Origin of the sequence: Wolbachia endosymbiont of Drosophila simulans wHa (assembly GCF_000376605.1) — a bacterium.
Classification (GTDB): Bacteria; Pseudomonadota; Alphaproteobacteria; order Rickettsiales; family Anaplasmataceae; genus Wolbachia; species Wolbachia pipientis.
The window spans coordinates 198,294-224,951 of the sequence record NC_021089.1 but is presented as its reverse complement, the minus strand read 5'-3'; the positions used below and the strand labels follow the sequence as shown (position 1 = coordinate 224,951).

17 protein-coding genes and 2 pseudogenes are annotated in these 26,658 nt (G+C 35.3%); 7 read left to right on the top strand and 12 right to left on the bottom strand.

Annotation, left to right across the window (positions count from 1 at the left end):
- Positions 1–90: 90 nt before the first annotated feature.
- Positions 91–711 carry a hypothetical protein gene (locus WHA_RS01040; protein WP_015588888.1) on the bottom strand — a complete coding sequence of 207 codons (621 nt, stop codon included), beginning with the start codon at positions 709–711 and terminating at the stop codon, positions 91–93.
- Between the two features lie 171 nt (positions 712–882).
- On the opposite strand from WHA_RS01040, the pseudogene WHA_RS07330 reads away from it, so the two are divergent.
- From WHA_RS07330 to recO, 3 genes and pseudogenes are all read left to right on the top strand, one after another.
- Positions 883–1,906 (top strand): annotated as a pseudogene (locus WHA_RS07330) (PDDEXK nuclease domain-containing protein).
- Between the two features lie 76 nt (positions 1,907–1,982).
- Complete coding sequence (locus WHA_RS06850; protein WP_007548499.1) at positions 1,983–2,129, top strand: hypothetical protein; 147 nt, start codon at positions 1,983–1,985, stop codon at positions 2,127–2,129.
- Entirely contained in the window at positions 2,113–2,835 is a 723-nt protein-coding gene (gene recO, locus WHA_RS01030; protein WP_015588887.1) for a DNA repair protein RecO, read from the top strand. Before WHA_RS06850 ends, recO begins: the two co-directional genes overlap by 17 nt.
- 815 nt (positions 2,836–3,650) lie before the next feature.
- Here the strand turns inward: recO and WHA_RS01025 are convergent.
- The 10 genes and pseudogenes from WHA_RS01025 to WHA_RS00980 all read right to left on the bottom strand — a co-directional run bounded on the left by WHA_RS01025 (position 3,651) and on the right by WHA_RS00980 (position 20,515).
- Positions 3,651–5,033: a PleD family two-component system response regulator gene (locus tag WHA_RS01025; RefSeq protein WP_015588886.1), complete on the bottom strand. Its 1,383-nt coding sequence runs from the start codon at positions 5,031–5,033 to the stop codon at positions 3,651–3,653.
- Positions 5,005–5,301: a Sec-independent protein translocase subunit TatB gene (gene tatB, locus WHA_RS01020; protein ID WP_010082258.1), complete on the bottom strand. Its 297-nt coding sequence runs from the start codon at positions 5,299–5,301 to the stop codon at positions 5,005–5,007. Before tatB ends, WHA_RS01025 begins: the two co-directional genes overlap by 29 nt.
- Positions 5,302–5,305: 4 nt before the next feature.
- Complete coding sequence (locus WHA_RS01015; protein ID WP_015588885.1) at positions 5,306–10,057, bottom strand: NAD-glutamate dehydrogenase; 4,752 nt, start codon at positions 10,055–10,057, stop codon at positions 5,306–5,308.
- 27 nt (positions 10,058–10,084) lie between these two features.
- Positions 10,085–12,646: an ATP-dependent chaperone ClpB gene (gene clpB / locus WHA_RS01010; protein WP_015588884.1), complete on the bottom strand. Its 2,562-nt coding sequence runs from the start codon at positions 12,644–12,646 to the stop codon at positions 10,085–10,087.
- Between the two features lie 969 nt (positions 12,647–13,615).
- Positions 13,616–13,861: pseudogene (locus WHA_RS07275) on the bottom strand (PD-(D/E)XK nuclease family transposase); the annotation flags it as partial.
- A 62-nt stretch (positions 13,862–13,923) separates the two neighbouring features.
- Positions 13,924–15,753, bottom strand: coding sequence for a translational GTPase TypA (gene typA / locus WHA_RS01000; RefSeq protein ID WP_015588882.1), 1,830 nt, complete (start codon positions 15,751–15,753; stop codon positions 13,924–13,926).
- A gap of 97 nt (positions 15,754–15,850) precedes the next feature.
- Positions 15,851–16,447, bottom strand: a complete 597-nt coding sequence (gene pyrE / locus WHA_RS00995) for an orotate phosphoribosyltransferase (RefSeq protein WP_015588881.1) — start codon at positions 16,445–16,447, stop codon at positions 15,851–15,853.
- A 3-nt stretch (positions 16,448–16,450) separates the two neighbouring features.
- Entirely contained in the window at positions 16,451–17,635 is a 1,185-nt protein-coding gene (locus WHA_RS00990; RefSeq protein WP_015588880.1) for a dicarboxylate/amino acid:cation symporter, read from the bottom strand.
- A gap of 198 nt (positions 17,636–17,833) precedes the next feature.
- A complete protein-coding gene (locus tag WHA_RS00985; RefSeq protein ID WP_015588879.1) occupies positions 17,834–19,159 on the bottom strand; it encodes a dihydroorotase in 1,326 nt (441 codons plus the stop codon).
- A 114-nt stretch (positions 19,160–19,273) separates the two neighbouring features.
- On the bottom strand, positions 19,274–20,515 hold the full coding sequence (locus WHA_RS00980; protein WP_015588878.1) for a hypothetical protein: 1,242 nt from the start codon (positions 20,513–20,515) through the stop codon (positions 19,274–19,276).
- Between the two features lie 312 nt (positions 20,516–20,827).
- Between WHA_RS00980 and WHA_RS00975 the strand changes: the two genes are divergently transcribed.
- The 4 genes from WHA_RS00975 to secF all read left to right on the top strand — a co-directional run bounded on the left by WHA_RS00975 (position 20,828) and on the right by secF (position 26,104).
- Positions 20,828–22,780, top strand: a complete 1,953-nt coding sequence (locus WHA_RS00975; RefSeq protein ID WP_015588877.1) for a heme lyase CcmF/NrfE family subunit — start codon at positions 20,828–20,830, stop codon at positions 22,778–22,780.
- Positions 22,781–22,953: 173 nt separating this feature from the next.
- Positions 22,954–24,357 (top strand): hypothetical protein, encoded by a 1,404-nt coding sequence (locus WHA_RS06995; RefSeq protein ID WP_051062198.1) that lies wholly within the window; start codon positions 22,954–22,956, stop codon positions 24,355–24,357.
- Positions 24,351–25,022 carry a hypothetical protein gene (locus WHA_RS07325; protein WP_051062197.1) on the top strand — a complete coding sequence of 224 codons (672 nt, stop codon included), beginning with the start codon at positions 24,351–24,353 and terminating at the stop codon, positions 25,020–25,022. Before WHA_RS06995 ends, WHA_RS07325 begins: the two co-directional genes overlap by 7 nt.
- A 206-nt stretch (positions 25,023–25,228) precedes the next feature.
- Positions 25,229–26,104 carry a protein translocase subunit SecF gene (gene secF, locus WHA_RS00960; protein ID WP_015588876.1) on the top strand — a complete coding sequence of 292 codons (876 nt, stop codon included), beginning with the start codon at positions 25,229–25,231 and terminating at the stop codon, positions 26,102–26,104.
- A gap of 6 nt (positions 26,105–26,110) precedes the next feature.
- Here the strand turns inward: secF and WHA_RS00955 are convergent, their stop codons facing one another.
- The gene (locus tag WHA_RS00955; protein WP_015588875.1) at positions 26,111–26,614 is read right to left on the bottom strand and encodes a TIGR02281 family clan AA aspartic protease; all 504 of its coding nucleotides are present in this window, start codon (positions 26,612–26,614) and stop codon (positions 26,111–26,113) included.
- Positions 26,615–26,658 lie beyond the last annotated feature (44 nt).

The following is a 26,658-nucleotide window of genomic DNA, read 5'->3' as shown; positions in this document are numbered from 1 at the left end:
GAATCTATTTTGTACGCAATTCCATCATTGAATTACATTTTCGTGTGAAATGTGACGTTCACAACATTCATGCAGCTGCAATTACTTTAGCTATAGAATAAAGTCTAGTGTTACTTCACGCCAAATGTGGTGGTGCTGAATAGGCAAGCCGGTTAATGGGCTACATTTATATACTGCACGCATTGCGTTATCTGCTATCGACCTGAAAAGTGGATTATCTCGATAGGAACTACTGTCTGCTATATCGGCCATAATTATCTCACCTTGACTGGATAATAATAAGTTGATTTTTATACTAAAATTTTCTTTGTAAGCTATGCTTTCAGGAATGCTCCAGCATTTTGTAAGTTTGTCTCTTATAGAGTTAATAATTTCTGTTACAACTAATTCATCCTTTTTGCTCTCAACGCTTTTTTCGTTTCCTATTTCATTCTTTGCCTCTTTAACATCCCTTCTTAGTTTCTTCTCTACACTTTTTTTTCTTTTTGGAACAGGAATAAATTCTTTACCCTCGTTAATAATGACTTCTTCTTGCATTTCGATAATTTGCCTCGGTTGTGCTACAACAGTGTGCCCAACTGTTTCTTTTTTCCTTTGTGGTATAGAAACAACTGACGTATCATTCGTTTGGGCTTTTGTTGAAGGTAACGAAAAAAGCAGAAAACCACATGAAGATAAAAAAAGAATGTAATTAGAATAGAAAAAACGCATATGTTAAGCAGCTTGTTTTACTGGTTTAAAGCTAATATTGCATGTAAAGTCAATATATTTTAGTTGATGGACAAGTTTGAAGTAAATAAGGAATCCCTTCAAAGTTGCAGGCAAGCGAAAGATTGCCTTCTCGACAGACAAAGAATTGTATAATGGATTAAAAGGAACCGTATGACAAAAATTATAGGAAAAGAATATACAGAATTTTTAGAGCAGTTGAAAGATCGTATTGCAACAAGCCGTTATAAGGCAGCGCTTGCAGTAAATAGTAAGCTTATCTTGCTCTACCATTATATTGGAACAGAAATCTTAAAACGGCAAAGAGAACACGGCTGGGGAGCTAAGGTAATTGATCAATTAAGTAAGGATTTGAGAAGTACATTTCCAGAAATGAAAGGCTTTAGCACGAGAAATCTGAAGTATATGCGTAAGTTTGCCGAAGAATATCCTGATGTTGAATTTGTGCAGGAGCCTCTTGCACAATTAACTTGGTATCACAATATCACTCTTTTGGAAAAAATAGAAAGTCATGAAATAAGATTATTTTATGTAAAAAAAGCTATTGAACATACGTAACATTATGGTGATGCAGATAGAACTTGGACTACATAAACGTCAAGGAAAAGCAATAACTAATTTTAAAGAAAAATTACCATCTCCACAATCCGATCTAGCACATTACACATTAAAAGATCCGTATATTTTTGATTTTTTAAGTATAGGTAAGGATGCTCATGAAAGAGAAGTAGAAAAAGGACTCGTAGGGCATATGGAAAAATTTCTGTTAGAACTCGGTGAAGGATTTGCATTTGTTGGTAGACAATTTCATTTAGATGTTGGTAATAAAGACTTTTATATTGATTTATTATTCTATCATTTAAAGTTACGTTGCTTCGTAGTGATTGAACTAAAAGATAAGGATTTTAAGCCGGAATATGCTGGTAAAATGAATTTTTATCTTTCTGCAGTTGATGATTTACTGAAGCACTCGACAGATCAACCTTCTATAGGGTTAATCTTATGTAAATCTAAAGACGATGTACTTGCTAAATATACACTCCGAGACATGAACAAGCCAATAGGGCTAGCAGAATATCGAATAACTGAAAATCTACCAGAGAACATAAAAACAGCTTTACCGACGATAGAAGAATTAGAAGCTGAATTATCCAAAATTTCAGACGAGGAAAAGTAATGTTACTAAAATCATTCAAACAATTATTTAGCAAACCAAAAGCTCAGTATGAAATGCATCAGGCTCAGGAAGAAGAGTGGCAGCCAATAACTTACTCTCTCATAGCCTTGAAACTTTGGAAGCAAACAGTAACGGAGTAAGTGATTTTTATGGATTACACGCTCTAGGTGCACTATCCTATATATCATACGGTCAATACACTCTAAATGAGATGGAAAGATGAAGGCATCATTATAGCTGCTAAAAAATACGGCGATAAAAACTTAATTCTTTCTCTGTTTACAAAAAATCATGGAAAGCGCAGGGGATTAACTAAGCTAACAAACAATAGCAATTATAAGTTTCAGATAAGTAATCTATTACATGCAGAATGGAGTGCTAAGTTACCTGAAAATCTAGGTTTTTTTAAGTGCGAATTAATCGAATCTCCATTCCATCATTTCTTTCAAGATAGGTTAAAAAGCATTACTATTGTTTCTTTCTCCTCTATTTTAGAAAAAGTGCTTCCAGAAAGTGAACCCTGTGCCGTGCTGTATGACAATTTTCGATATTTCATCGATGTAATTAAACACAACAATCAGTCTTGGCAAAGCCATTATCTTAACTTAGAGCTTCTGCTTCTTACGCAATTGGGATTCAAGTTAGACTTATCCAAATGCGCTGTAACAGGTGTTAAGGAAAATTTACAATTTATTTCTCCAAAAACTGGTAGAGCAGTGTCAAAAAAAGTAGGAGATTATTATGCAGATAAACTCCTACCTTTTCCACAAATGTTGCATGATGTATACAATAATACCCTACAAAACAGCTACTCATTCCAAGAATTTCGGTTAGGACTGAAAGTCACAGGATATTTTTTAAATAAGTATCTATTTTTGCAGTTAAACGTGAAATTTCCAGAGCTGAGAAACCTCATGTTGTCGCTTTAATCTTAGCAGTCCTACGTCATACCGCGATTCATTCGCGGTATCTCTTAGCATAGATCCAGCTAACAAGTAGCGGGATGACGAACTTATCGTCATGCCACCGCGAACCGTCATACCGTGATTTATTCACGGTATCTCTTAGCATAGATCCAGCTAACAAGCAGCGGGACGACGGTTGTCAGGGTGTCATCCCAGCGCCCCTATGATGTCATCCCAGCGCCCCTATGATGTCATCCCAGTGCCCAGACACTGGGATGGCTTTGTTGCATCGCTACTTATGAAAGGCTAACTATAGTTAGGATTATAAGCAACCTATTGAAAATCTTGTTTTTTTGCAATCAATCTGATCAAATTTAAGAATAGTAATTTATTATTTATATTAATAAATTTAATTCTATTGAAAATAGCTAAAGCATTGAAATTCTTGAATTTTAGCCGGATTAGTGAGTGGTAGTGAAATTTCTTTTACTCAAATTTAGGTATTCACTGACCGTTCTTGTTATAAATACCAGAATAATAAGCTACTGATATTCTCTACCTTTTTTATCTTTATCCATCATAGCTAGCGATGCAACAAAGCCCACTGGGATCCAGAAAAATTTGCTTGTGAACAAGCAAACTAGCATGGAAAGTGGTTACAACGTTTTCGATGAGATTATATGGAAAACTGGATTCCAGTGTCAAGCACTGGAATGACAAGGTATAAACCTTATCGTCATGCTGCCGCGAACCGTCATACCGCGATTCATTCGCGGTATCTCAGCATAGATTCCGCTAACTAGTAGCGGAATGACGGTTGTCGGCAAACTTAAGCCACTTTAGCTATAGCCAGTAACCACTCTATTTCTACCACTGTTTTTTGCTTTATATAAATATTTGTCGGCACGTACTATAAATTCTTTAATATTGTCAAGGTCAGATTCTTGCATTTCTGCAATTCCAATGCTCACAGTTACATCGTGGGTTGTATTTTTATCCGCAAGTATAAAAGGTTTTTTAGCAATAATTTTGCGTATTCTTTCCGCAATAGTATACGCATCTGATGTATCGGTATCTGGCATTACAACAACAAATTCCTCACCACCAAATCTAGCTAACAAATCTGTCACTCTAATATTTTCAGAAATTCTTCTCTGTATTTGCTTTAAAAGTTCATCTCCAGCACTATGCCCAAAACTGTCATTCACCATCTTAAAATAGTCTATATCAAGTATCATAAGAGACAACCTTCTATCCTTTTCCACAGAGTCCTTAACAATGTTTCTTAAGTGTGCATCAAAATATCTTCTATTATAACAGTTAGTTAATGGGTCCTTTATAGACATTTCCGCATTATTAAATAAATTCATTCTCAAGGCATCTTGATATCTTTTGCGTTTCACTTGCGAATTAACCCTTGCTATTAACTCACCCTCATCCAAAGGTACTGTTAAATAATCATTAGCACCTACATCAAGTGCTTTTACTAAATTGTTTTTATCATAATCCTCAGAAAGAATCAGAATTGGTGTATAACGTGTTTCCACCTTACTACGAAACTCAGAACACAAACGCAAGCCGTCAGTTTTTGAAAATTGCATATCAGAAATGATCAGGTCGTAACCATTCTCAATACCAACCTTCAATGCTTCTATTGGATCACTCAGTATTTTAATTGACCTAAAGCGTTGCTTTAATATATTATATATCTGCTCTGCTTGATGAACATCCTCATCTATAACAAGTATGTTAGCATCAAAAATCTGATTGGAATAATCCATAATACTGTTTCCTGCGACTCCACCAATCTCAGCGTTAGTTTCTCCTCTCAAACGCAATTCATCGATAATCATCTTTAAGCGTGTGAGAGACTTAATTCGTGCAGATAAAGCAGTTTTGTTTATTGGTTTAGTCAGAAAATCATCCGCGCCAGCATTAATACCTTGCACTCTATCATGAGTATCATGCAGCGCAGTTACCATAATTATTGGAATATGGGTTGTCAAGGGATCACTCTTTAGCTCCTTACAAACTTCAAAGCCATTCATCTTTGGCATCATGATATCAAGTAATATAATATCAGGCTGCTGCTTTGCTACTAAATCTATAGCTTCTTCACCATCATGAGCTACGATAACCGTATAGTACTCTGCTTTTAGTCGAGCTTCTAAAAGCTTGACATTAGATAGTACATCATCTACTACCAGAATCTTCGCTGTCATTATCTTTAGATGTATTATCTATATCGTAAGTAGGATAAAGCTTACCATTTTTACCAACTATGTAATTTACTTTCTCAGTATTACACTCTTTATATAAGTCTTCAATTCCGGCATCCTTCAATAACCTTCTGGCTTTTAACCTTACAATTGTAAAATACCTATATATAGTCTTAATAAAATCAATAAATACAGGTACCTTATTTTTATCAAGAACAATTATGCTCACTAAAGCTACAACTAAAATTTCTGAAAGACCTATATTGAACATTTTCCTATGAAGCAAGTACTTTAATCCTTCTGATTATAAATATTAATTTGCTTAAATCAAGTTTAGAAGCAACCATCTCATCTAAAAAACTATTATAACGTTCTATGTAGTCCTTATCATCACAAGCCCAGGTTTGAACCTTATCTTCGGGGTTATCAGTAGCTTTTATGACTTTAACAGCTAGCTTGTGATGGTAATTGCTTAAATCGTCCAATAAATCATTAACTAAGCTGCGATCCCAATAAGAAGAGCGGCTTTTCATCTTGATGGCAATTGTTCTAATCAGATCGAATCTTAACAGCGACTTTAACTCAAAGTATATTTTACCAGCATCAAGAATGGACAAAGATGTCTGTTCAGCAACAGATATAATGTCCAGTGCATAAGTAAGAACGCATAGATCAGCAACTTTTTTTGCTAGATCTTTATTTATATTAAGTTCTACTAAAGAAGTTGATCCATGGCTATAGATCTTTAATAGGTGTTCATCTAAAACATCAGTTAAGTTCTGGCCTAAAGTTTCAATTGCATCTTTAAATTTTGTAACATCATCCAATTCTACAAAGCTAAGCTTGCCAAGATTTTTCACTAGCCAAAATGATACTCTGCCAATAAATTTCTGCACGTTCCTCACTATTTGTAAGTATGAGTTAACATCAATTTTTCCATCCAATTCATCAATTTTCTGCCACAGGCTGTTTAAATCATACAGGTGGTTAACAACAATATATATGTTAACCGCTTCTTGTATCTTAATTCCAGTGTTCTCAGCCAAATTATTGATGAATATACAGCCCATTCTATTCACTACATCATTTGCAATGCAAGTAGAGATAATTTCTCTACGAAGTTGGTGTTTTAATATGAAATCCTTAAACTTTGTTACCATCTTTTTAGGAAAATAACCTAGCAAGTAGTCATGAGATATAAGATCTTTTTCAGACAGATCGGAATGTATAATTTCATTTTTTATTGCTGTTCTAGCATAAGACATTAGAACAGAGAGCTGAGGAGAACTGAAACCTTCTGCACCAGTTAACATCCTTGCTATCTCTTCTTCAGTTGGAAGAAATTCTACGCTTCGGTTTAACAGCCCAGATTTTTCTAAACTGAGCAGTAACCTGTGGTGCTGCTCCAATCTCTCTTTAGCTTGCAAACACTCAAGAAGTAATGCTTTTGTTTCAATTTTGTTGTGGTTCTCAAGCACTTTGGATGCAACTTCATCCACCATACTTGCCAGTATTTCATTCCTTTTTTCTAAAGAAATACCCCCTGCTTTCATAGCTGAAACAAATGCAATCTTAATGTTAACTTCAAGGTCCGAACATATCACTCCGGCTGAATTATCAACAAAGTCTGCATTGATATATCCACCTTTTTCAGCATATTCTATTCTTCCAAACTGTGTACAACCAAGATTTCCACCCTCTATAAACATAGAAGCTCTAATATCTTTACCATTCACTCTTAACTCATCGTTTGCTTTGTCACCGACCATGCTATGATTTTCACTCTTTGCCTTAACAAACGTGCCGATTCCTCCATTCCATATGAAGTCCACTTTTGCTTTCAACAGATATCTAATCAAATCACTTGGAGGTAGCATATCTTCTGTTATATCAAAGCACTTTTTTATTTCTTGAGAAATGTTTACTTGCTTACTGCTACGCTCAAATACTCCTCCACCCTGAGAGATCAAATCTTTGTTATAATCCATCCAGGTTGAAAATGGTAACTCAAAGAGACGTTTACGCTCTGTGAAACTCTTTTCTGCATCAGGGTTTGGGTCAACAAAAATATGCATATGGTTAAATGCGCCGATTAAATGTATATTTTTTGAAAGCAGCATACCGTTTCCAAATAGATCGCCAGCCATATCTCCAATCCCAATTACAGTTACATCTTGGTAAATATCCTTATTCATTTTCCAAAAATGCCTCTGTGCTGCAATCCATGCACCTCTTGCTGTGATACCCATCTTTTTGTGGTCATAACCTGCTGATCCACCAGATGCAAATGCATCACCAAGCCAAAAATTATACTCAGAGGCTATTTGGTTGGCATAATCAGAAAATGAAGCAGTGCCTTTATCTGCCGCAACCACCAAGTATGGATCGTCTTCATCATACCTAATCACATCCTTTGGTGGAATTATTTTACCATCAACTACATTATCAGTAATATCAAGCATTCCTCTAATGAAACTCTTATAGCACTCAACACTTTTCTCTCTTAAAATATTCTTATCTTTATAAGCTTGCTTTATTACAAACCCACCCTTTGCACCAACAGGGACAATAACCGCATTTTTTGTCATCTGAGCTTTCATGAGCCCCAAAACTTCAGTGCGAAAATCTTCCGTCCTATCCGACCACCTTAAGCCACCACGGGCTAATTTCCCTCCTCTTAGATGTATCCCCTCAAAAAGGTTTGAATAAATATACAATTCACGATACGGACGAGGATCAGGTAAACCATTTATTTTACTTGAGTCAAATTTTGTAGATAAATATGGTTTATCGTCTTGATAATAACTGGTCCTTAAAGTAGCCATTATCAAGTTAAATATCGAGCGCAAAACGTAATCATGTGAAACATTGCTGATCTCTTTTAGAAGTTCCTCAATTTTTTCTCTGACAATGTCCGTAGTTTCTGCTCTATCAATGTCTATGTTAGGATCAAATCTTGCATGAAATAGTTGTATCAAATACTTTACTATTTTTGGATGCTCTGAGACTACCTTTTGGATATATTCTGGATTGTAGTTAAATGACGTCTGCTTTAGGTAAGCACTTAACGCTCTAACCAGAAGCACTTCTTTCCACTTGAGCCCAGCAATAATGATCAAACTATTGAAATAGTCATTTTTAATTTCCTTGCTAAACACTTTCGCAAGTGTTATTTCAAATTGCTCTTTTAGAGTAATGTTGTCTATTAATTCATCGACTCTTGACAACACAAAATGGTGTATCCATATTCCGCCGTTAATTTCTATGTAATAGCCATTATGAGATAGAATCTTAGCTCCCAAATTCTTAGTAATTCTTAATATCTTCGATAATTCAAGACCTCCATTGCTCGAAGTGTAAACCTTTAATTGATAATTAAGATTGTCACGAGTAAGTCTTAAATCGACCTCGCTAACTCTTTTTTTCCTCACTATCTCCAATTTTTTCATATCGTAATATGCGTCATGAGGTTCAAAACTCTCTTGATAGCTTATTGGAAATGCCTTGCAATAACGGATGAATATATCCTCAACAGTGCTAAAAGTATTATATAAATTGTCTATAAAACGATCTTCCCATTTTTCCGTAATGTTCCTTAATTTGTTTTCGATACGCAAAACTTCATCATCAGGAATACTAGCGTTTTTAGCCTTTAGCACCACGTGCAATTTCATTAAGTCATATTCGTTTATAATGTGGTGGTTATAAATATCTGAACTTTCTGCATTTATCTCATCCTTCAATATATTGCTTATCTTGAGCATTAGCCTGGAGCTAGCATAACGCATCGGTATCAGCACTATACAACTAGTAAACGCTCCCTTACTTCTTAAGCATAACTTGACTCTTGGTCTTATTGCAAGGGACATAATAGAAGTACAAATTTGAAATAATTCTTTCTCATTAGACTGGAACAATTCATCACATGAGAATACTTGTAAAATATAAATTAGAGCTTTGTTATTGTGGCCCCCGGTTACAAACCCTGCACTTTTTTCTATAACTTTAACTTTATCTCTTATTATTGGAATAGTTCTAATATCTTGGACCTCCGCTACAGAAGTAAATAGCCCGAAAAAACGCCGTTCCTTTACCACATTACCCTGGTCATCAAATTCTTTTACTCCTATACAATTCATGTATGTACGCCGATGGACTATTGAGATTAGATCTGATCTCAATATGTATAGGGAATCAAGGTTTGCAGAAGGAATCAACGTACTTTGACCTACTCTCATCAGGCCAAGGTCCTTTTTGCTGTCACAGACGAGTTTTTCATCTTTACCAGCAATATATTCTTGATAACCTAGAAATACGAAGTTATTATTCTTTAACCAAACTAGAAAATCTTTTTGCTCTTGATTTCGGTCTGGTGTCATTCCAGTGCGTGACACTGGAATCCACGTGTCCTTTTCCTGGATCCCAGTATCAAGTACTGGGATGACAGAAAGACTTGCCTCATCAAGTTTCTTGAGCATTAAGTGCCAATCTTTCACAACGCAATTAACCGCTTTCAGCGTTTTCTGTAGAGATTCTTTTAATGTATCAACAAAGCTGTCACTTATACCTTTGATAATTACATATATGACTGACTCTTTGACTCCATTGCTTTCTTCCAAAGAGTAAATCTCGTCTATTAGGCCATCTTTTCTTTTAATGTTAATTATGCTGTTGCTGTAATAGCATATGGTTAAATTGTGCGATTTAATAGTTGCAATAACAGAATCAACCAAAAATGGCATATCATCGTTTGTTATCTTAATCGTGGTAAAATCGCCTTCTATTCCTGGTATATCATCTATATTGCTTACTACTAACTTACTTTCATCTTTCTCTTTTTGAGAAACAAAATTGTAAGCATCGTTTACAATATATAGCAAAAACTTATCATTGGCTTTTAGGTCGCTTTTATAAACAAAACTATAAAAATACTTAATGAATTTTTTAATTTTTTCTTTATCTTGCTGATTTTCTTGATCAGCTAGCTTAAATAAAGACTCAGTGTCAACATTATGATCTATACACATTTTTTTTAACAAAAATACACAGTGAACTTAAACCTTTTTAACTAAGATTTCATTATCAAGAGCGTACACTATTAGCTCATCATTTTCTACTACTTCCCCTGATAAAACTAATTTAGCTAAATTATTTTGAATACACTCTTGTATAACTCTTTTTAAGGGCCTTGCTCCATATTCAGGGTCATAGCCAGTTTGTGCTATTAGTTCTTTAGCTTCCTGCGACAAACTTATACTCAGTTTACGCTTAGCAAGTGTTTTTTGTAAATAAGAAAATTGAACATCTATAATTTTATAGATGTCATCTCTGGTTAAACTGTGAAATATAATAATTTCATCCAGCCTGTTTAAAAATTCTGGACGAAATGTTGATTTAACTATTTGCATCACTTCATTTCTTACAGAATCAACATTCCCTTTTAGCATTATCTCAGCGCCAAGGTTAGAAGTTAAAATCAGTATGGTGTTGCGAAAATCAATTAATTTACCATGACTATCAGTGAGTCTCCCCTCATCCAAGATCTGTAGCAATAGATTAAATATATCTGGATTTGCTTTCTCGATTTCATCAAACAGAATAACCTGATATGGCCTTCTTCTTACCGCTTCAGTTAATCTGCCACCTTGTTCATAGCCAACATACCCTGGAGGCGCGCCAATTAGCTTTGAAACAGAATGTTTTTCCATATATTCTGACATATCAAAACGCAGAAGCGCTGATTGATCGTCAAACAGAAATTCAGCTAAGGCTTTCGCAAGTTCGGTTTTACCAACCCCGGTTGAGCCTAAGAATAAGAATGAACCAAAAGGTCGATTAGTATCTTGCACCCCAGAGCGGGAGCGCCTAACTGCATTACTTATCGCTTCTATTGCATCTTTCTGCCCTATTACTCTTCTTCCTATTTCATTCTCCATGTTGAGAAGTTTTTCCTTTTCGCTGTGCATCATGTTATCAACTGGAATTCCTGTCCACTTTGAAACAATGTTTGCAATATCATCTCCAGTCACTTCTTTCTTTAAGAAACTATCAGTAACCTTTTCCTGATTTTTTAATTCATTCTCAAGCTGAGGAATCACACCATACATCAGCTCTCCTGCTCTTCCCAAATTCCCACTACGCTGAACTAATTCCAACTCTTTTCTAGCGTTATCTAATTTTTCGGCTGTTTCTTGTATTCTAGCTATTTTATTCTTTTCCATCTGCCATTTGCTGTTCAAGTCAGCAAATTTACTGTTTAGATTTTCGATCTCTTCATTTATCTTTTTTAAACGCTGTTTAGAATTTTCATCACTTTCTTTTTTTAAAGCCTCTGCTTCAATCTTTAGCTGTATAACCTTTCTCTCAAGTTCATCAATAACTTCAGGCTTGCTATCCATTTCAATTCTCACCCTGCTTGCTGCTTCATCAATCAAATCAATTGCTTTATCAGGTAAAAACCTATCTGTTATATATCTATTGGACAACGTTGCAGCAGCAATTATTGCACCATCTGTAATTCTTATACCATGATGCACCTCATATCTTTCCTTCAAACCCCTGAGTATTGAAATGGTATCAGTTTCAGTTGGTTGAGAGATAAACACAGGCTGAAAACGCCTTGCAAGTGCAGGATCTTTTTCTATATGCTGACGATATTCATCTAAAGTTGTGGCTCCTATACAGCGAATTTCTCCACGCGCAAGAGCAGGCTTCAGCAGATTCGAGGCATCCATTGCACCACTTGTTGCTCCTGCTCCAACTAAAGTGTGCAATTCATCGATGAATAATATAATTTTTCCCTCCGCTCTCGAAATCTCATTAATCACTGCTTTTAACCTTTCCTCAAACTCTCCTCTAAACTTAGTGCCAGCAATTAGTGCTCCAAGATCCAAAGCTAAGACCTTTGCATCATGCAAACCAAGTGGCACATCGTTTGCAACAATTCTATTTGCAAGCCCCTCAACTATTGCAGTTTTTCCAACACCAGGTTCACCGATCAGCACTGGATTATTTTTTGTCCGCCTCAGTGATACCTGCATAGTTCTTCTGATCTCTTCATCACGACCAATTACAGGATCAAGCTTTCCTTGCATAGCAAGCTCTGTAACATCTTTTGTATATTTCTTTGCCGCGTTTAATTTTTCCTCACTGTTTGGCGAGTCCGCACTGCTGCCTTGTCTCATTTCTGCAATAACTGAGTTCAGTTTTTGTAGAGTCACACCATTCTCTGCCAGAATTTTGCCTACAGTATCATCTTTTTGTGCAGTGAGGCCCTGTAGTAAACGCTCAACAGCAACAAATGAATCTTTATTTCTTCTTGCAATACCAATTGAATCTTCAAAAACTTTTGCTATTTCTCTTGAAAGTTGAAGGCCACCACTTCCTGGACCTTCAATTACTGGCAACTTTTTTATTGCGCTATCCACAGCATCAGAAATACTTTGCACACTTCCACCACAAGCGTTTATCAAATCCTGAACTAAACCTGATTCATCTTCAAGCATCACTTTTAGTAAATGCTCAGGCATAAAAATCTGATGCCCAGCTCCCAACGCTTTCATTTGAGCACTTTGAATTAGACTTTTTGCTTTTTCGGTAAATTTATTTAAGTCCATAACACCAGTTAAATTCGTATTTGCTGATGTATATAACAACTGATTTCATAAATTTAAACCTAAAGTTGTTTATTGTTAGGTATGAAATTTAAAACTTTCTTAAAAAAGGAACTATCATAGTAACCATACAAATATCTTGTATCTCAAGACCTTTGGTTTTTGTTGCTGAAAATGGTTGTATTATTTAAGTTATTAACAATATACAATACTAAGTTAATGTAATTTATTTGGAGATGACAGGAAAATTTATTGTAACTTTATATTCTAAATAGAATAAAGTTCTTTTGTTAGTATTGTCCTTTTTGTAAAAAATATTCCTAATTTCTTCATCATTTCTGTGGGTAAGGTCATCTGCTTCTCTACCTCAAGTGGTTAACAAAGTTTCTTGTCACGAGGGACCAAATGGAAATCTGCTCGTTTTCACGCGAATTAATGTTACAAATTCTATACATTTCGTTACAAAATGGCATTCGCTTTCTCCATTATCCTTTACCTGCATTTTCATCAGCGTTCCTTGCGGTTTGCTTGCCATATAGGCGGAAATACAGGCTTACCCTGTTCCTTCTGTCATACAACAGTGGGTTAGGTGACTTCTCTATACCGGTGATTTGCGTACATCCAGAAATGAAAAATGTCACATTACCTTTTGGTCGGAGCTTATCAGCATCTTTAGCTCTTTAATCGTTACGATACTTATGAAGCTTCACTTACGTTCACCATACCACTAAGCCTAGCTCTCCAACCACATGATGCTTGTAGTTTATGCTCCTTTCACGATTGAGCATCTTCTTTTTCAAGAGGAGGTTCATTGTCCGCATCGCTTGGCACCAACCGGTTACCCGATTCGCACTGATGCGTAGACTCAGATGGCAAAACATCTGGTTTAATAAGTTTTAGAACTCTTTTAGTTTCTTTCTGAAGGAATTCCTCTCCTTTTAAACAATATGACCTAAGACTTTCAGGTCGCACCATTTCAATAATTAGCTGGGTTCCAGCAGAATCAGTACAGAAAACATCAACAATACTTTGTTTTTTAGAGGCAATCTCAGCATCCATGATAGTGCTGAGAAATTCTATTTCTTCTATTTCATCTTTGCCAGCGAAGCCCAATATATCATTGAGAAAGTGAATGAGAATATCTTTATTTTTCTCAGTGCCAAATATTCTCTTGAACGCGAAATTGTTTTTTGGATCGAGAAATTTCGAAAAGGCCATAATTAAATACAATTAGGAGACGAATAATTATACACTATTTTTCGCAAATGTTCAACCTCTGATTACTCCTTATTCTTTGCCCTTCCTGCACGCTTACGTTCATTTGGATCAAGGAATTTCTTGCGTAAACGTATAGATTTTGGAGTTACTTCCACCAATTCATCATCATCTATATACGCTATCATATCCTCCAGTGTCATTATCTTTGGTGGAGTGAGCTTTATAGCTTCATCACTACCTGAAGCTCTTACGTTTGTTAATTGCTTACCCTTTAACACATTTATCTCCAAATCATTGTCACGGCTATGCTGGCCGACAACCATGCCACAATATACCTTATCCTGTGGCTTAATAAACATAATTCCCCTGTCTTGCAAATTGAAAATTGCATATGCCACAGCCTCACCCTTATCTGTAGAAATTAAAACTCCATTGCGCCTTCCAGAAATTGGACCTCTATGTGGAGCATAACTGTGAAATAAACGGTTAATTATGCCTGTGCCACGAGAATCAGTTAAAAACTCTCCTTGATAACCGATTAATCCTCTTGATGGCACTAAAAACGTTAATCTTGTCCTGCCATTACCAGAAGGTCTCATGTCAGTTACTTCACCTTTACGGAAGCTGAGTTTTTCCATGATGATTCCACTATATTCATCATCTACATCAATTACTACTTCCTCTATAGGTTCAAGTTTTTTACCGCCTTCTTCTTTAAATAACACGCGAGGGCGTGATACCGAAAGCTCAAAACCTTCTCTCCTCATATTTTCAATTAACACTCCAAGCTGTAACTCACCACGCCCACCTACTTCAAATGCTTCACCGCTTGGTGCCAAAGTCACAGTAATTGCAACATTTGTTTCTGCTTCCGCATATAAACGATCCTTTATAGCAGTTGAAGTAAGCTTTGTACCTTCTTGCCCAGCAAAAGGTGAATCATTAACGCTCAGAGTAATCGCCATTGTTGGCGGATCAACTGGAGTTGAGCTTACTGCAGTTGTAACTTCTGGTGCTGCTATAGTATCTGAAACCGAAGCTTCCTCAAGTCCTGCAATTGCAATTATGTCTCCCGCCACAGCTTGTTCTACTGGAATGCGTTTCAAGCCAGAAAATGAGAGCAACTTAGTTAATCTTCCTCGTTCAATTACTTTGCCATCGAGGTCAAGCACCTTAAGATCTGAATTAACTTGTGCAACACCCTGATAAACCTTTCCTGTCAATATTCTGCCAAGAAACTTATCAGACTCAAGTAGAGTGACCAACATAGCAAAAGGTGCATTTTGATCATAAACAGAAGGTTTTATATAATCTATAACCGTTGAAAATAATGGGCTTAAATCTTTTCTTTCATCAGAAAGCTCCTTAGCACACCAACCATTTCTACCTGAAGCATACAACACTGGAAAATCTAGCTGCTCGTTGGTTGCATCAAGGTTAAAAAATAACTCATATATTTCATTTAGTACTTCATCAATTCTGCTGTCTGGTCGATCAACCTTATTGATTATCACAATTGGCTTCAAATTTGCTTTTAGTGCTTTTGAGAGCACAAATTTTGTTTGTGGCATTGGACCTTCTGCAGCATCAACCAGCAGCAACACACCATCTGCCATGCACAATACCCTTTCCACTTCCCCACCAAAGTCCGCGTGCCCTGGCGTATCAATAATATTGATCTTTTCATCGCCCCACATTATTGATGTGCACTTTGCAAGTATTGTAATTCCGCGCTCACGTTCTTGGTCGCCACTATCCATAACTCGCTCTTGAACTTCTTGATTCTCACGAAACGTGCCACTTTGTTTTAACATGTTATCGAGTAAAGTAGTTTTCCCGTGGTCAACGTGTGCGATTATTGCTATATTTCGGATCGATTTAAATTCGTTCATTTTCTATCATTTCAAAATTAATTTAGTAATAAGTATACATAAAATACACTTAGAGTAAATAACTAAAGCTGTGCTGTGCTTCCAAGATATTATAGGATTACTTTGTTAAATATTCTCTACTCCCAGGTTTTGTTATGGGTAGTTGTTTTAATTCACTTGGAAGTTCTTCCTCGCTGTAGTTTTTGATGTTCAGTTCAATCAAAGATATGACAGGAAAAGGCAGTTTCGTTTCACTATTTCTCTTTATCAAAGAAGCTTCAGCAACAACTTTACCTCCTTCCCCTTCTGCACATTCCACTGCTTCAAGCGAAGATTTACCTGTGGTTATCACATCCTCAATAAGTAATATTTTTTCACCTTTTTTAATTTCAAATCCACGGCGTAATTCAAACTTGCCATTAACGCGCTCGCAAAACATTGTCTTTATTCCAAGCTGCCTGCCAATCTCATAACCCACAATTATTCCACCAATTGCAGGAGATAATATTAAATCTATGGAGCTATTTAATTCTTTTTTTATTTTATCTGCTAATAATGCGCAAACTTTCATGGCTCTGCTTGGATTTTCAAAAATCTTCGCACACTGTATGTATGTGCCACTATGCAGTCCGGATGATAAAACAAAATGCCCATGCAAAATTGCTTCTGCTTCTTTAAATTCTTTTATTATTAGGTTATTTTCGTCTAATATCATTTTTTAAGTTTCACTATTACATTCTTTATTAATTATCTGAGTTATGCAAATATCAGACCACACATTTATTGCAGTTTCAAACATATCGATGATTGTATAAATAGGCAAAATCAGTCCCATAATATGCAAAGGAACATTCATCGATACGAGATAACTGGTTGCCATAAAATAGCACCCCATAGGCACTCCAGCGTTACCAATTGCAGCCCCTGTAGCTAAAAAAATCCATATCAACATTTCGCTCAAGGAAAATGCGTATCCGTTCATTTCTGCAACAAACATTACAGTGATTAGTATAAATGCAGCACATGCATTCATATTAATTGTTGTGCATATTGGTAAAATAAAAGACGACAATTTCTTTGGCACCTTTAGCTTGTTCTGCACACATTCTATAGTTGTTGGCAATGTTGCACTGGATGATTTAGAGAAAAATGCGAGCGTCAACGCTGGCATAACCCCCCTTAGCGTTTGAATTGGTGATATGCCTTTATACCACATAAGTAGCGGTAAGATCAGAAATGCCTGCACAAAATTTGCAGACATTATGCAAACAAAATACCATAAAAGATTGTAGAACTCGCTACCACCTTTTAATTCATGCAAAAAACATGTAATAAAAGACCAAACAGCAAGCGGAATAAATTTTAATAACCCTTGAGCAATTTTAAGTAGTGTATCAAAAAGTGCAGAGAATATTTGATGTAATATATCCTGCTTTTCTTTTGAAAGTGAAATAATAGCTCCGCCCATCAAAAAAGCGATTAATATACTACCAATAATGTTATTCTCAAGAAAGACTTGCACAAAATTAGAAGGAATGAGTGATTTTAAATATGAAAAATAACTGTGGTTATTGCTGTTAACACTCCCTATTGTATTACTTATGAAATTTTTTCTTGCTGGATCTATTAACAAATAAAACGATAATGCAACAAACGCAGCTATAATAGTTGTAAGCAGCGTATAAAATAGTGTTTTCTTAACTAAGGTTTTAATTTCAATTGAGTCTTTGAGTCCTGAAATTGTGGAAACTATAGATAGAAAAACTAAAGGTAAACTTATTAATTTCAACAAACTAACAAATATGTCACTAAATAGCTTTGCTATTTCAAATATAACTTCGTTGTTTAAATAGTAAGCAACTATTGCAAGCAGTATAGAAAAAAGTATTGCAAACTTGTGCATTGAAAATAAAACTTCAAAGTAACATTATACAATAATTTTGCTGTTTTGGAATCAGATTGATAGACAAAATAACTTTACAGATTAGGGAAAGATAAGAGGATGTGTTTATTCGGAGACAGTGTAAGATTTCTTAATTTAAATTTAGGTGCACTTAGCCCATTCTGGTGATAACAAATTGGAATAGATAAGATATGATAACTAACTCTTCTGCGAGTATATAGTTTTGCCGGACACAACAGTACGTACTACGTGTCCTTTTACTTTGCGACCATCGAAAGGAGAATTCTTTGATTTACTAGCAAAGTTGTCAGTTTTAATTTCCCATTCATGATTGAGGTCAACTAAAATTAAGTCTGCAGCAAGGTTTTTTTGTATACGACCACGTGGTATGTGTATTATATCTGCAGGCTTATATGTCAATTTTGCGAGCACATCAAGTAGACCCATTTGCCCACTGTGATAGAGTTCAAGTGAAAGGGGCAGCATTGTTTCAAGGCCAACAATACCAAATGCAGCATTTTCAAGTGGCAGATCTTTAGAACTACGATCATGCGGAGCATGATCGGTTGCAATGCAATCAATCACACCTGTCTTTAAACCTTCAACCATAGCTAAACGATCTTCTTCAGTGCGAAGTGGCGGGTTCATTTTTGCAATTGCCCCATGTTGTTTTACTATATCTTCAGTCAAAGTGAAGTGATGAGGGGTTACTTCGCACGTAACATTTAATCCCAAATCTTTTGCACGTTTAATAGCATCAAGTGAATCTTTTGAAGAGACATGTAGAATATGGTAGTGCACATTCTCCATATCTTTCATGAGCAGTATATCGCGACTTACCATAACCGATTCTGACGCACTTAAGATCCCCTTTACTCCCAATTCTTCAGAAATTTTACCTTCGTTGATTGCACCACCTGCTGATAAATTTAAATCTTCTGCATGTTGAGCAATAGGAACACCCAGCATACTTGAATAAAGCAGCGCCTGTCTCATAATCATTGGGTTCATAACTGGCATGCCATCATCAGTGAACCCAACCGCACCTGCTTCCTTTAAAAGTGCCATTTCAGTCAACTTTTCTTCCGAAGTGGTGATTTTAGCGTAAAATTCAACGTTTACATGTGAAGTTTCAAGTGCTCTATATTTCAAATATTTAGCCAAAACAACGCTATCAATTGCTGGAATAGTGTTTGGCTGACAAACTACAGTTGTAACGCCTCCTGCAGCTGCAGATTTGCTACCTGTATATATAGTTTCTTTATGTTCCTGCCCTGGTTCACGAAAATGTACGTGAATGTCAATAAGGCCTGGCATTAGAACAAGCCCTTTACAGTCTATTGTTTCATCGACCCCACTTGTTGAAAATAATGATTCGCCAAAATCAACAATTTTATCCCCTTCAGTCAATAGCGAACCTTTTATATCAAGTTTAGTTTCCGGGTCGATAATACGAGCATTAGTATACGCAATTTTATAGCCTTCCTTTTGCCCTTTTTGTAACAAATTCCAAGTCTGTGTCATTATATTTGAGTATCGATTATGCAATAAATCTAAAGTTTTTTTAATAAAACACAACCAAATTAAAACACAGACTAAGAGCTGTCTTGAATTAAAATTATCCCAAAAACCCCGCCCTTATAACCTAGTTAGCTCAGTTTTAACGTTAATGTGTGAAACTCTTAGCTCTGTTGGAGGATTTTCCAGTTGAATATCTAGCTCATTCTGCATGTTCGATAAACAAATTAAAGCTGAATCAAAATCTTCATCGAACTGTTTTGCTTCATGTATACCATCGATTATTTCCTCTAATTCTTCCACATCATCCATTTCTTGCGGCGCACTTTTTAATATCGCTTTTATTTGGTTTAAGTTTTGACGAATTTTCTCCTGATATCCAACAATTCTCTCTTGATATATGTCAATCATTTTTTGACATGCGTTGCCTCTAAATGGATGTTCTTTTTTCTCTTTTATGTAAGAATTTTGAAAGTCTTTACAGTTAAGGATTGCTTCTCTATGTTTTTTTATGTCATTAATTGCGCTGATTATCGACTTATCTATTTTCTTTAAATTTTCTTCCCGTTCTTCTCTTTTAATTATACTTTTGGATTCATTTTTTATCTGGTTCATTTTGTCATACAGGTTTCTGCATCCTTTGTAAGATACCATTGGTTGTAATATTCCTTCTTTTACACCTTTATTGTAAAAATTCTTCAACTCATCACTTGATAGTATTGTTATAGCATCTTCCCTTTTACCTTGTGATTTAGGATACTTTTTATTCAATGAACTAACATGATTTAACAAGAAATCTTTAACTAGCTCTTCCTTTTTAACTTCAGCTAATTTTTCTAGTGTTTCTATATATTTTAGAACTTCCGCAAAGAGCTGTCCACCAGATGGAGCAAATCCTTGAAGTGGTTTACTCTGAGCTTTATAAAAATCGGTTTGTAAAAAATCTTCAGCTTGTTTTTTTATTACTGAAAGTTCATTAAAGGCTTTTTCTGGATTGATTTTTCTCAAAATACTAATAGCTTCTCTAATCGCTTTTTCTCTCTTTTTATCACCTTGTTTTTCATTTAATATTAGACGTTCAGCTTTGGTAAAAGCATCACCGCGATCACTCTTTGCAATGTTACAAACGATGCTTTTTACAACTTTTTCGGTTGCTGCATAATCTATTTCTTTTGCAAAGCAGTCAACAAATGATTGCCAAACTTTTTTATTAACAAGCTTACTTGTCTTATTTTCAAAATCTTCTATATCTTTGAATCCTAAAATAGTATAGAGATTTTTTTCGATTATTGGTTCGGCATGTTGTTTTGCCACTTTACCTTTTATATTGAATGGAAATTTACTAATCTTAGTTGTACCCACAATGTTACCTCAATATTAACGCTATCTATAAAAGTATAAAGATTTAATATTTAATTTTTAACTAATACTAGCACAGCTAACTATGGGAGCATTATGCTATAGCTGACCCAAGAAAGATTTCCCTACGTCATACCGCGATTCATTCGCGGTATAGATTCCGCTAACGAGTAGCGGAATGACGAATTTGTTGTTTTTCAAATTGTAGGTAAACCTAAGCCACTTTAGCTATAGCATCAATAGCAAGTGTCAATTAACACTTTGACTTCTTACTTGTCATCAGTAATATTGTTTATATAAAAACTATAATTTTTTATGCCCGAACTTGGGAATATATTGCTATTGCTAGCCTGCTTATTGTCTTTGACATATTTGTTTTTACCGCTTAGTTCTTGTCGGTTTATTACCACTGCCATATTTTTTTGTGTATCAACATCAATGGCTATTTTGATCTACTGCCACATTACAAATGATTTCTCACTCGAAAACGTATACTACCACTCACACACAACAAAACCTTTGATCTACAAGATTTGTGGTGTTTGGGGAAATAAAGAAGGATCTATGTTGCTTTGGACCTTAGTGCTTACCTTTTACCTATTTCTGATGGGTATTTTTATTGATAACGGCAGTAAATTGAAGAAAGTATCCTTGATCACCCAAGGCTTGATTTGCTTTTGTTTTTTACTGTTCACTTTACTTGAATCCAGCCCCTTCACTAAAATGCCAGGCATTGAAACAGATGGACTGGGTTTTAATCCGATATTGCAAGATATAGGCCTTGCTATTCATCCACCGATATTATATTTGGGGTACCTTGGGTTTAGCGTTTCTTTTTCGCTCTCTATAGCTGGATTAATTGCAAAAGTTGAAGGAAATGTTTGGGCTAAAATTGTCAGGCCTTGGGTACTTATTTCTTGGTCGCTGCTCACTTTGGGCATCAGCTTGGGTAGCTGGTGGGCATATCGCGAACTTGGGTGGGGTGGATTTTGGTTTTGGGATCCAGTGGAAAACGTTTCTTTGATGCCGTGGCTAATTGCAGTAGCGCTGACACATTTGTTGCTCTTGGTACGGAATTTCAATGTTTTAAAGAACTTTGCTATTTTACTTACGCTTACAACTTTTATATTGAGTGTGACTGGAACATTTCTAGTCCGCTCAGGAATACTCACCTCAGTGCACACGTTTGCAGATGACCCAAGGTATGGACTGTATATATTAGCGCTACTTGGTGTAATTACAGTCAGTAGCTTAGTAATATTTGTAGTGTTTACGAGAAAAAATCACACATCTGCAATGTCATTCCAGTGCGTGACACTGGAATCTGAAAAGAAACTTGCTACTCAAGTGACAGAGGGTAGAAGACTCTTTTCACGCCTTACGATGATGCTGATGAACAATTTATTATTCATCACTGCCTTTTTCATTGTGTTCGTTGGCACTTTATACCCTACAGTGCTCGAATATTTAACCGGTGAATTAATTTCAGTTGGAGCACCATATTACAATTCTTTATTTAATCCTATTGCACTGGCTATTCTAGCCCTCACGATAATTGGGCAATACTGCAGTTGGCAGGGAAATAGTCTATTGCCAATATTCCGCGAATATAGATTTTCATTCTGCAGTGCTGCAGCTATTTTGCCGTTTATCTTTCACATGGAGCTAATAATTGTGCTATCAATTACTATCTCCATAGCATTATTAATCTTTGTTTTAGAAGCATACAGTAAAAGAATTCGTTTATTTAAGAGCGAATCAATTTTATTAGCAAAAAAAGTTTCTAAATCCTACTATGCAATGATGGCAGCTCATGCTGGAGTGGCAATTCTAGTGCTTGGTATAGCATATTCGGTTGGTTGGCAGGAGAAAAAAGAAAATTACTTAAAAATAGGGGATAGCATAACAGTCAATAAGTTTAAAGTTACTTTACGAAATATTGAGCTAATAAAAGAAAAAAATTTCCATGCAGTGAGGGGTACAATGGATATCAGGAATTTGCTGAATAATAAGATATTAGGTGAGATAACCCCTGAATATAGATTTTACCTTGTGGAAGGTCAGAAAAATGTTGAAAGCAGTATCTACCACAATTTATTTTCTGATATTTATGTTGTAATTGGAGAAATTGATAAGAGTAAGAGCAAAATTGCAGCTAAAGTGCACTATAAACCTGGAATGTCTATAATCTGGTTTGGATCCTTTCTTATCGCTTTTGGTTCGCTCCTTGCTGCTTTTCCTTTTAGTGGACGAGCAAGGATTGTCTAGCTGTCGTGGATTTATTAACAACGCTCCTAGGTCCAGAGTGCAACGTATGAGAAATTACCGAGCTATAGATACTGATTTGCAAAGGTTAGAACCAAAGAAAGTTATATTTTTTTATTGACAGACCTATATATTACGATATTCACTAAGGGATTAGTGAGTAATGGTTATACAATATGAATGGTGGGGTATCAGGCAAGGAAAAAGTTATACGCACTCCTTTCGATTTTAAGGAGCCTTACAGCGATTGGCGTCAAATTTTTAAACGTCCTAATCAACAGTATAACCCTTCCAACTATGATTCGTCGAGCGAAATAAATGAACACGATATAGAAACTCAAAAGATTGAAGAAGGTGATGGCCATGATTCAGGTATTAGTTCCGATGATGAGGATTACCGGACAACTTATACAGCAGTACAATTAACTAATGATTCTCTTGATAGCCAAAGATATACAGGAATATGCATTCCAACACCAACTGATGGTTGGGTAGGTGAAAATAATCATCAGACTGGTTTATCAGGTAATTTGCCAAACGGAAGTAATAATCCACAAATTTTTGAAAGTACTGATTCAGTACAGCTAGATAATATTGTTTTTAGCAATCTAATTCAGCTTTCCTTGATTAGTCAAGAGCATAATTCTACCTGCAATGATCATGTAATTTGTGATTCAGGTCACAATTCTGACGATGAGGATCAGTTTAAACTGTTGTACGAAAAGGAGAAAATAGAAGCACAAAATAATCAAAAATATACAGAAAATGTATGTAATCCAACAAATGGTGGTTTGTTAGGTGAAAGTGATAATCAACAGATTTCTGAAGATACAGAAATAACTTCTGATTGTAATCCAGATGATCCAGATCCAAAAGGGAATGAGGGCTATGGTTTAGATGGTTCTTGTGAAAGTAAAGAAAATTTGACAAAGGGCGCTGACGGTAGTAATCAGACTTTTGAAGGTGAACAGAAAAGCTCAGAATTTCCGAAAGTTGACAATTGGTCAGATAGTGATGGGAACTCAGAAGATAGTTCGGACTCAAAAAAGGGTTCGTACTATAGTTCAGGTAATCTTGATTCAATGGAGTTAACAGATGATTTGGATTCAGAAAATGATCGGGACCTAGAAGATGATAATCCTTTTCTAAAAGACTCACTTTTTATGAAACTAAAAATGTCGTTAACTCAAAGTAAACAGGATCTGATTGATAAATGCTGTGGGGAGGTGAGAGGTATAACAGAACAAAATGAACAAAAAGATATAAAAAATACTCCAGAAAGTATTAAGTGCATAGTAGCTAAATACTTAGAAAAAGAAGTAATGTTAAATTTAAAATGTAGTTGTTGTAACAAAACTGTAACAAATACAGTATTTGAAGAAATAAAAGATCTTACTAGTGGTAGTCATATAAGTAACAGAAGTAACACTTTTGTATTTGATAACTTTCCCTATCAAAGTAAAGATAAAAACTGTAACAAAGAAAGTAAAGGTCAAAACTGTAACAAAAAAAATGAAGTGTCCGAAGAGGACATTATCAAAAGCATTGTTAGTAATTTATTGTTAGTAATTTATTGTTAGAAGGTGGGAAAGTAAAACGCCATAATTTTTTCGATGGGAATGAGTTTGAGCAGATAGTTACTTGTAATGGATTTGATGATGGTCTTTCTGAGAAATGTAAGGAAATTGAAAGCAAGCTAAAAGGTTTAGCATATGAAAGTATTGTAAACAAAAGCAAGCAGACTCAAAATGTATTAGGAGTAGACAAGGATAATAGATATTTTTGTATAGAGTACTCGCAAGATAGTATTGTTGAAGTTGCAGAAATCCTAAACAATGAAAAAGCCAAAGACTTAAATTTAAGAGTTGGCATACTCAAAATTGGAGAAAGTATAGTAAGAGTTGAAAATGTAGAAGAAATAGGGGGAAAAAGAAATTACATGGATGTCTCAAAAGGTGGTATTGAAATGTCTTTTACTACTGAGGTAGGAGAGATAAGTATTTATCTAAGTCCTAGTGAGAAAGGCAGCAATAAAATAAAAGTGGAGATTGATGGGGAAAACAGAGCAAGGTTTAATGAGTTAAAAAATAGGGGAAAAAGTTTAGGGGAAAACTGTCTTTTAGGAGGAAAAAGTGTTGAGGAAGCTATAGAGCATGAAAGTTTTGAAAGATATGGCAGTGTACCTAACACTGCTATGAAGGAACCTAGCTTAGGTTGCGTTGCTAACATAGCAAGGGGGGGATAAGCTTGCAGAGATAAAATGATGGGCCAAATTGGCAGTATTTTGCTCTTGTAATGTACTTCAAAATTGCAAAGTTTGCACTAGATAGAACTTAATTGACAGACAAGAATAACTGACAGAAAAATTTACATAGTCAAACAATCACAAAATAAACTAGTGAACTTTTTGAAAAGTATATAGAATTCAAATTATTACTTTAATTAAAGAAGATGGCACTTAGACTCATTCCAGATAACCTCGATATCAAGTTTAGTAAATATAGGGATTTGACTGCATTAATTAGCATTGTTCTTATCATCTTTTCAATATTCACTGTTGTGCTGCGTGGAGTGAACTTAGGCATAGACTTTGCAGGCGGGATTTTGATAGAGATAAAATCTTCAGATGAGAATCACTCTATTCTCGATGCATTAAAAGAAAATGGTTTTACAGTGCAAAGTTCAAAAGCGGGTGATAATTTAGTCATGCGTTTTAAAGATGAAGGAGATGAAGATAAAATCAAAAAGATAAAAAGCATACTAGAAGAAAAGCTGGGGAGCTCAATAAGCTATCGTAAAATAGACTATGTTGGCCCACAAATAAGCTCAACACAAATATTTGAAGGAATGTTATCCACGTTGATCGCGATTGTTGGAATATTTTTTTACGTTTGGTTTAGATTTAATTGGCAATGTGGATTCAGTGGAATAACAGCACTGATTCATGACGTGATTTTAACTGTTGGTTTTATTAGCCTAACTGGCATTGAGTTTAATATTTCATCAGTTGCAGCTCTCCTTACTGTCATTGGTTATTCAATCAATAACTCAGTAATTATATATGATCGGATTCGAGAGTATCGCAGGAGTGGTAAAAGTGGGCGGATGAGTGAGGTAGTAGATGCAAGTATCAACACTACATTATTTCGCACTATATTAACTTCTGGTACAACCCTTCTTGCTGCTCTTCCTTTGGTATTAATCTGCACAGATGCAGTGAGAGACTTCAGCTTGATCATTTTTTTTGGTATTTTGATTGGCACTTGTTCTGCAATATTTATTTCTGCTCCTATATTGACCTACAGAGCTTTGATAAGTAGATTGTAGAAGTGTTTAGTCGCGGTATAATATCAACTTATTATCTCTTATAGTGAAATGAAAATACCTTAAAAAGCTCATTCCAAGTAGTGAATGAGACATAGAATGAGTGTTAACGCTTGCCTGTACATCATTAATCAAAAAATTTCCTATTTTAACTTGAGGTATTTGGACCACTCCAGCTTTTATTTGACCTTTCGCAGTTTCATATATTTTAAAATCCTGAACGTTTTGTAAGTTAATACCAGCATGTAATGCGTCTTTTTGTGATAGAACAATATCGGTTGCTCCAGTATCAAGCAAAAACGTTATATTGCTATCATTGACTTGAGCCTGAATATAAAAGTGTCCATCGTATGATTTCGTAAATTCGATACTTCCACTATTTTGAATTCTTCCTTTATATGGTAAAAAAGTACTGAGAAATCTGTCGCTTAATTTGTCCCTTTGTGAATCAATAAGCATTGCAGTAGTGGCTATTATTAGTAACCAAATAACTAGATTTTTTACCGCGTTCATATTGTTAAAATTTGAAGCTATTAAAATAAATTTTAAAGATTAGC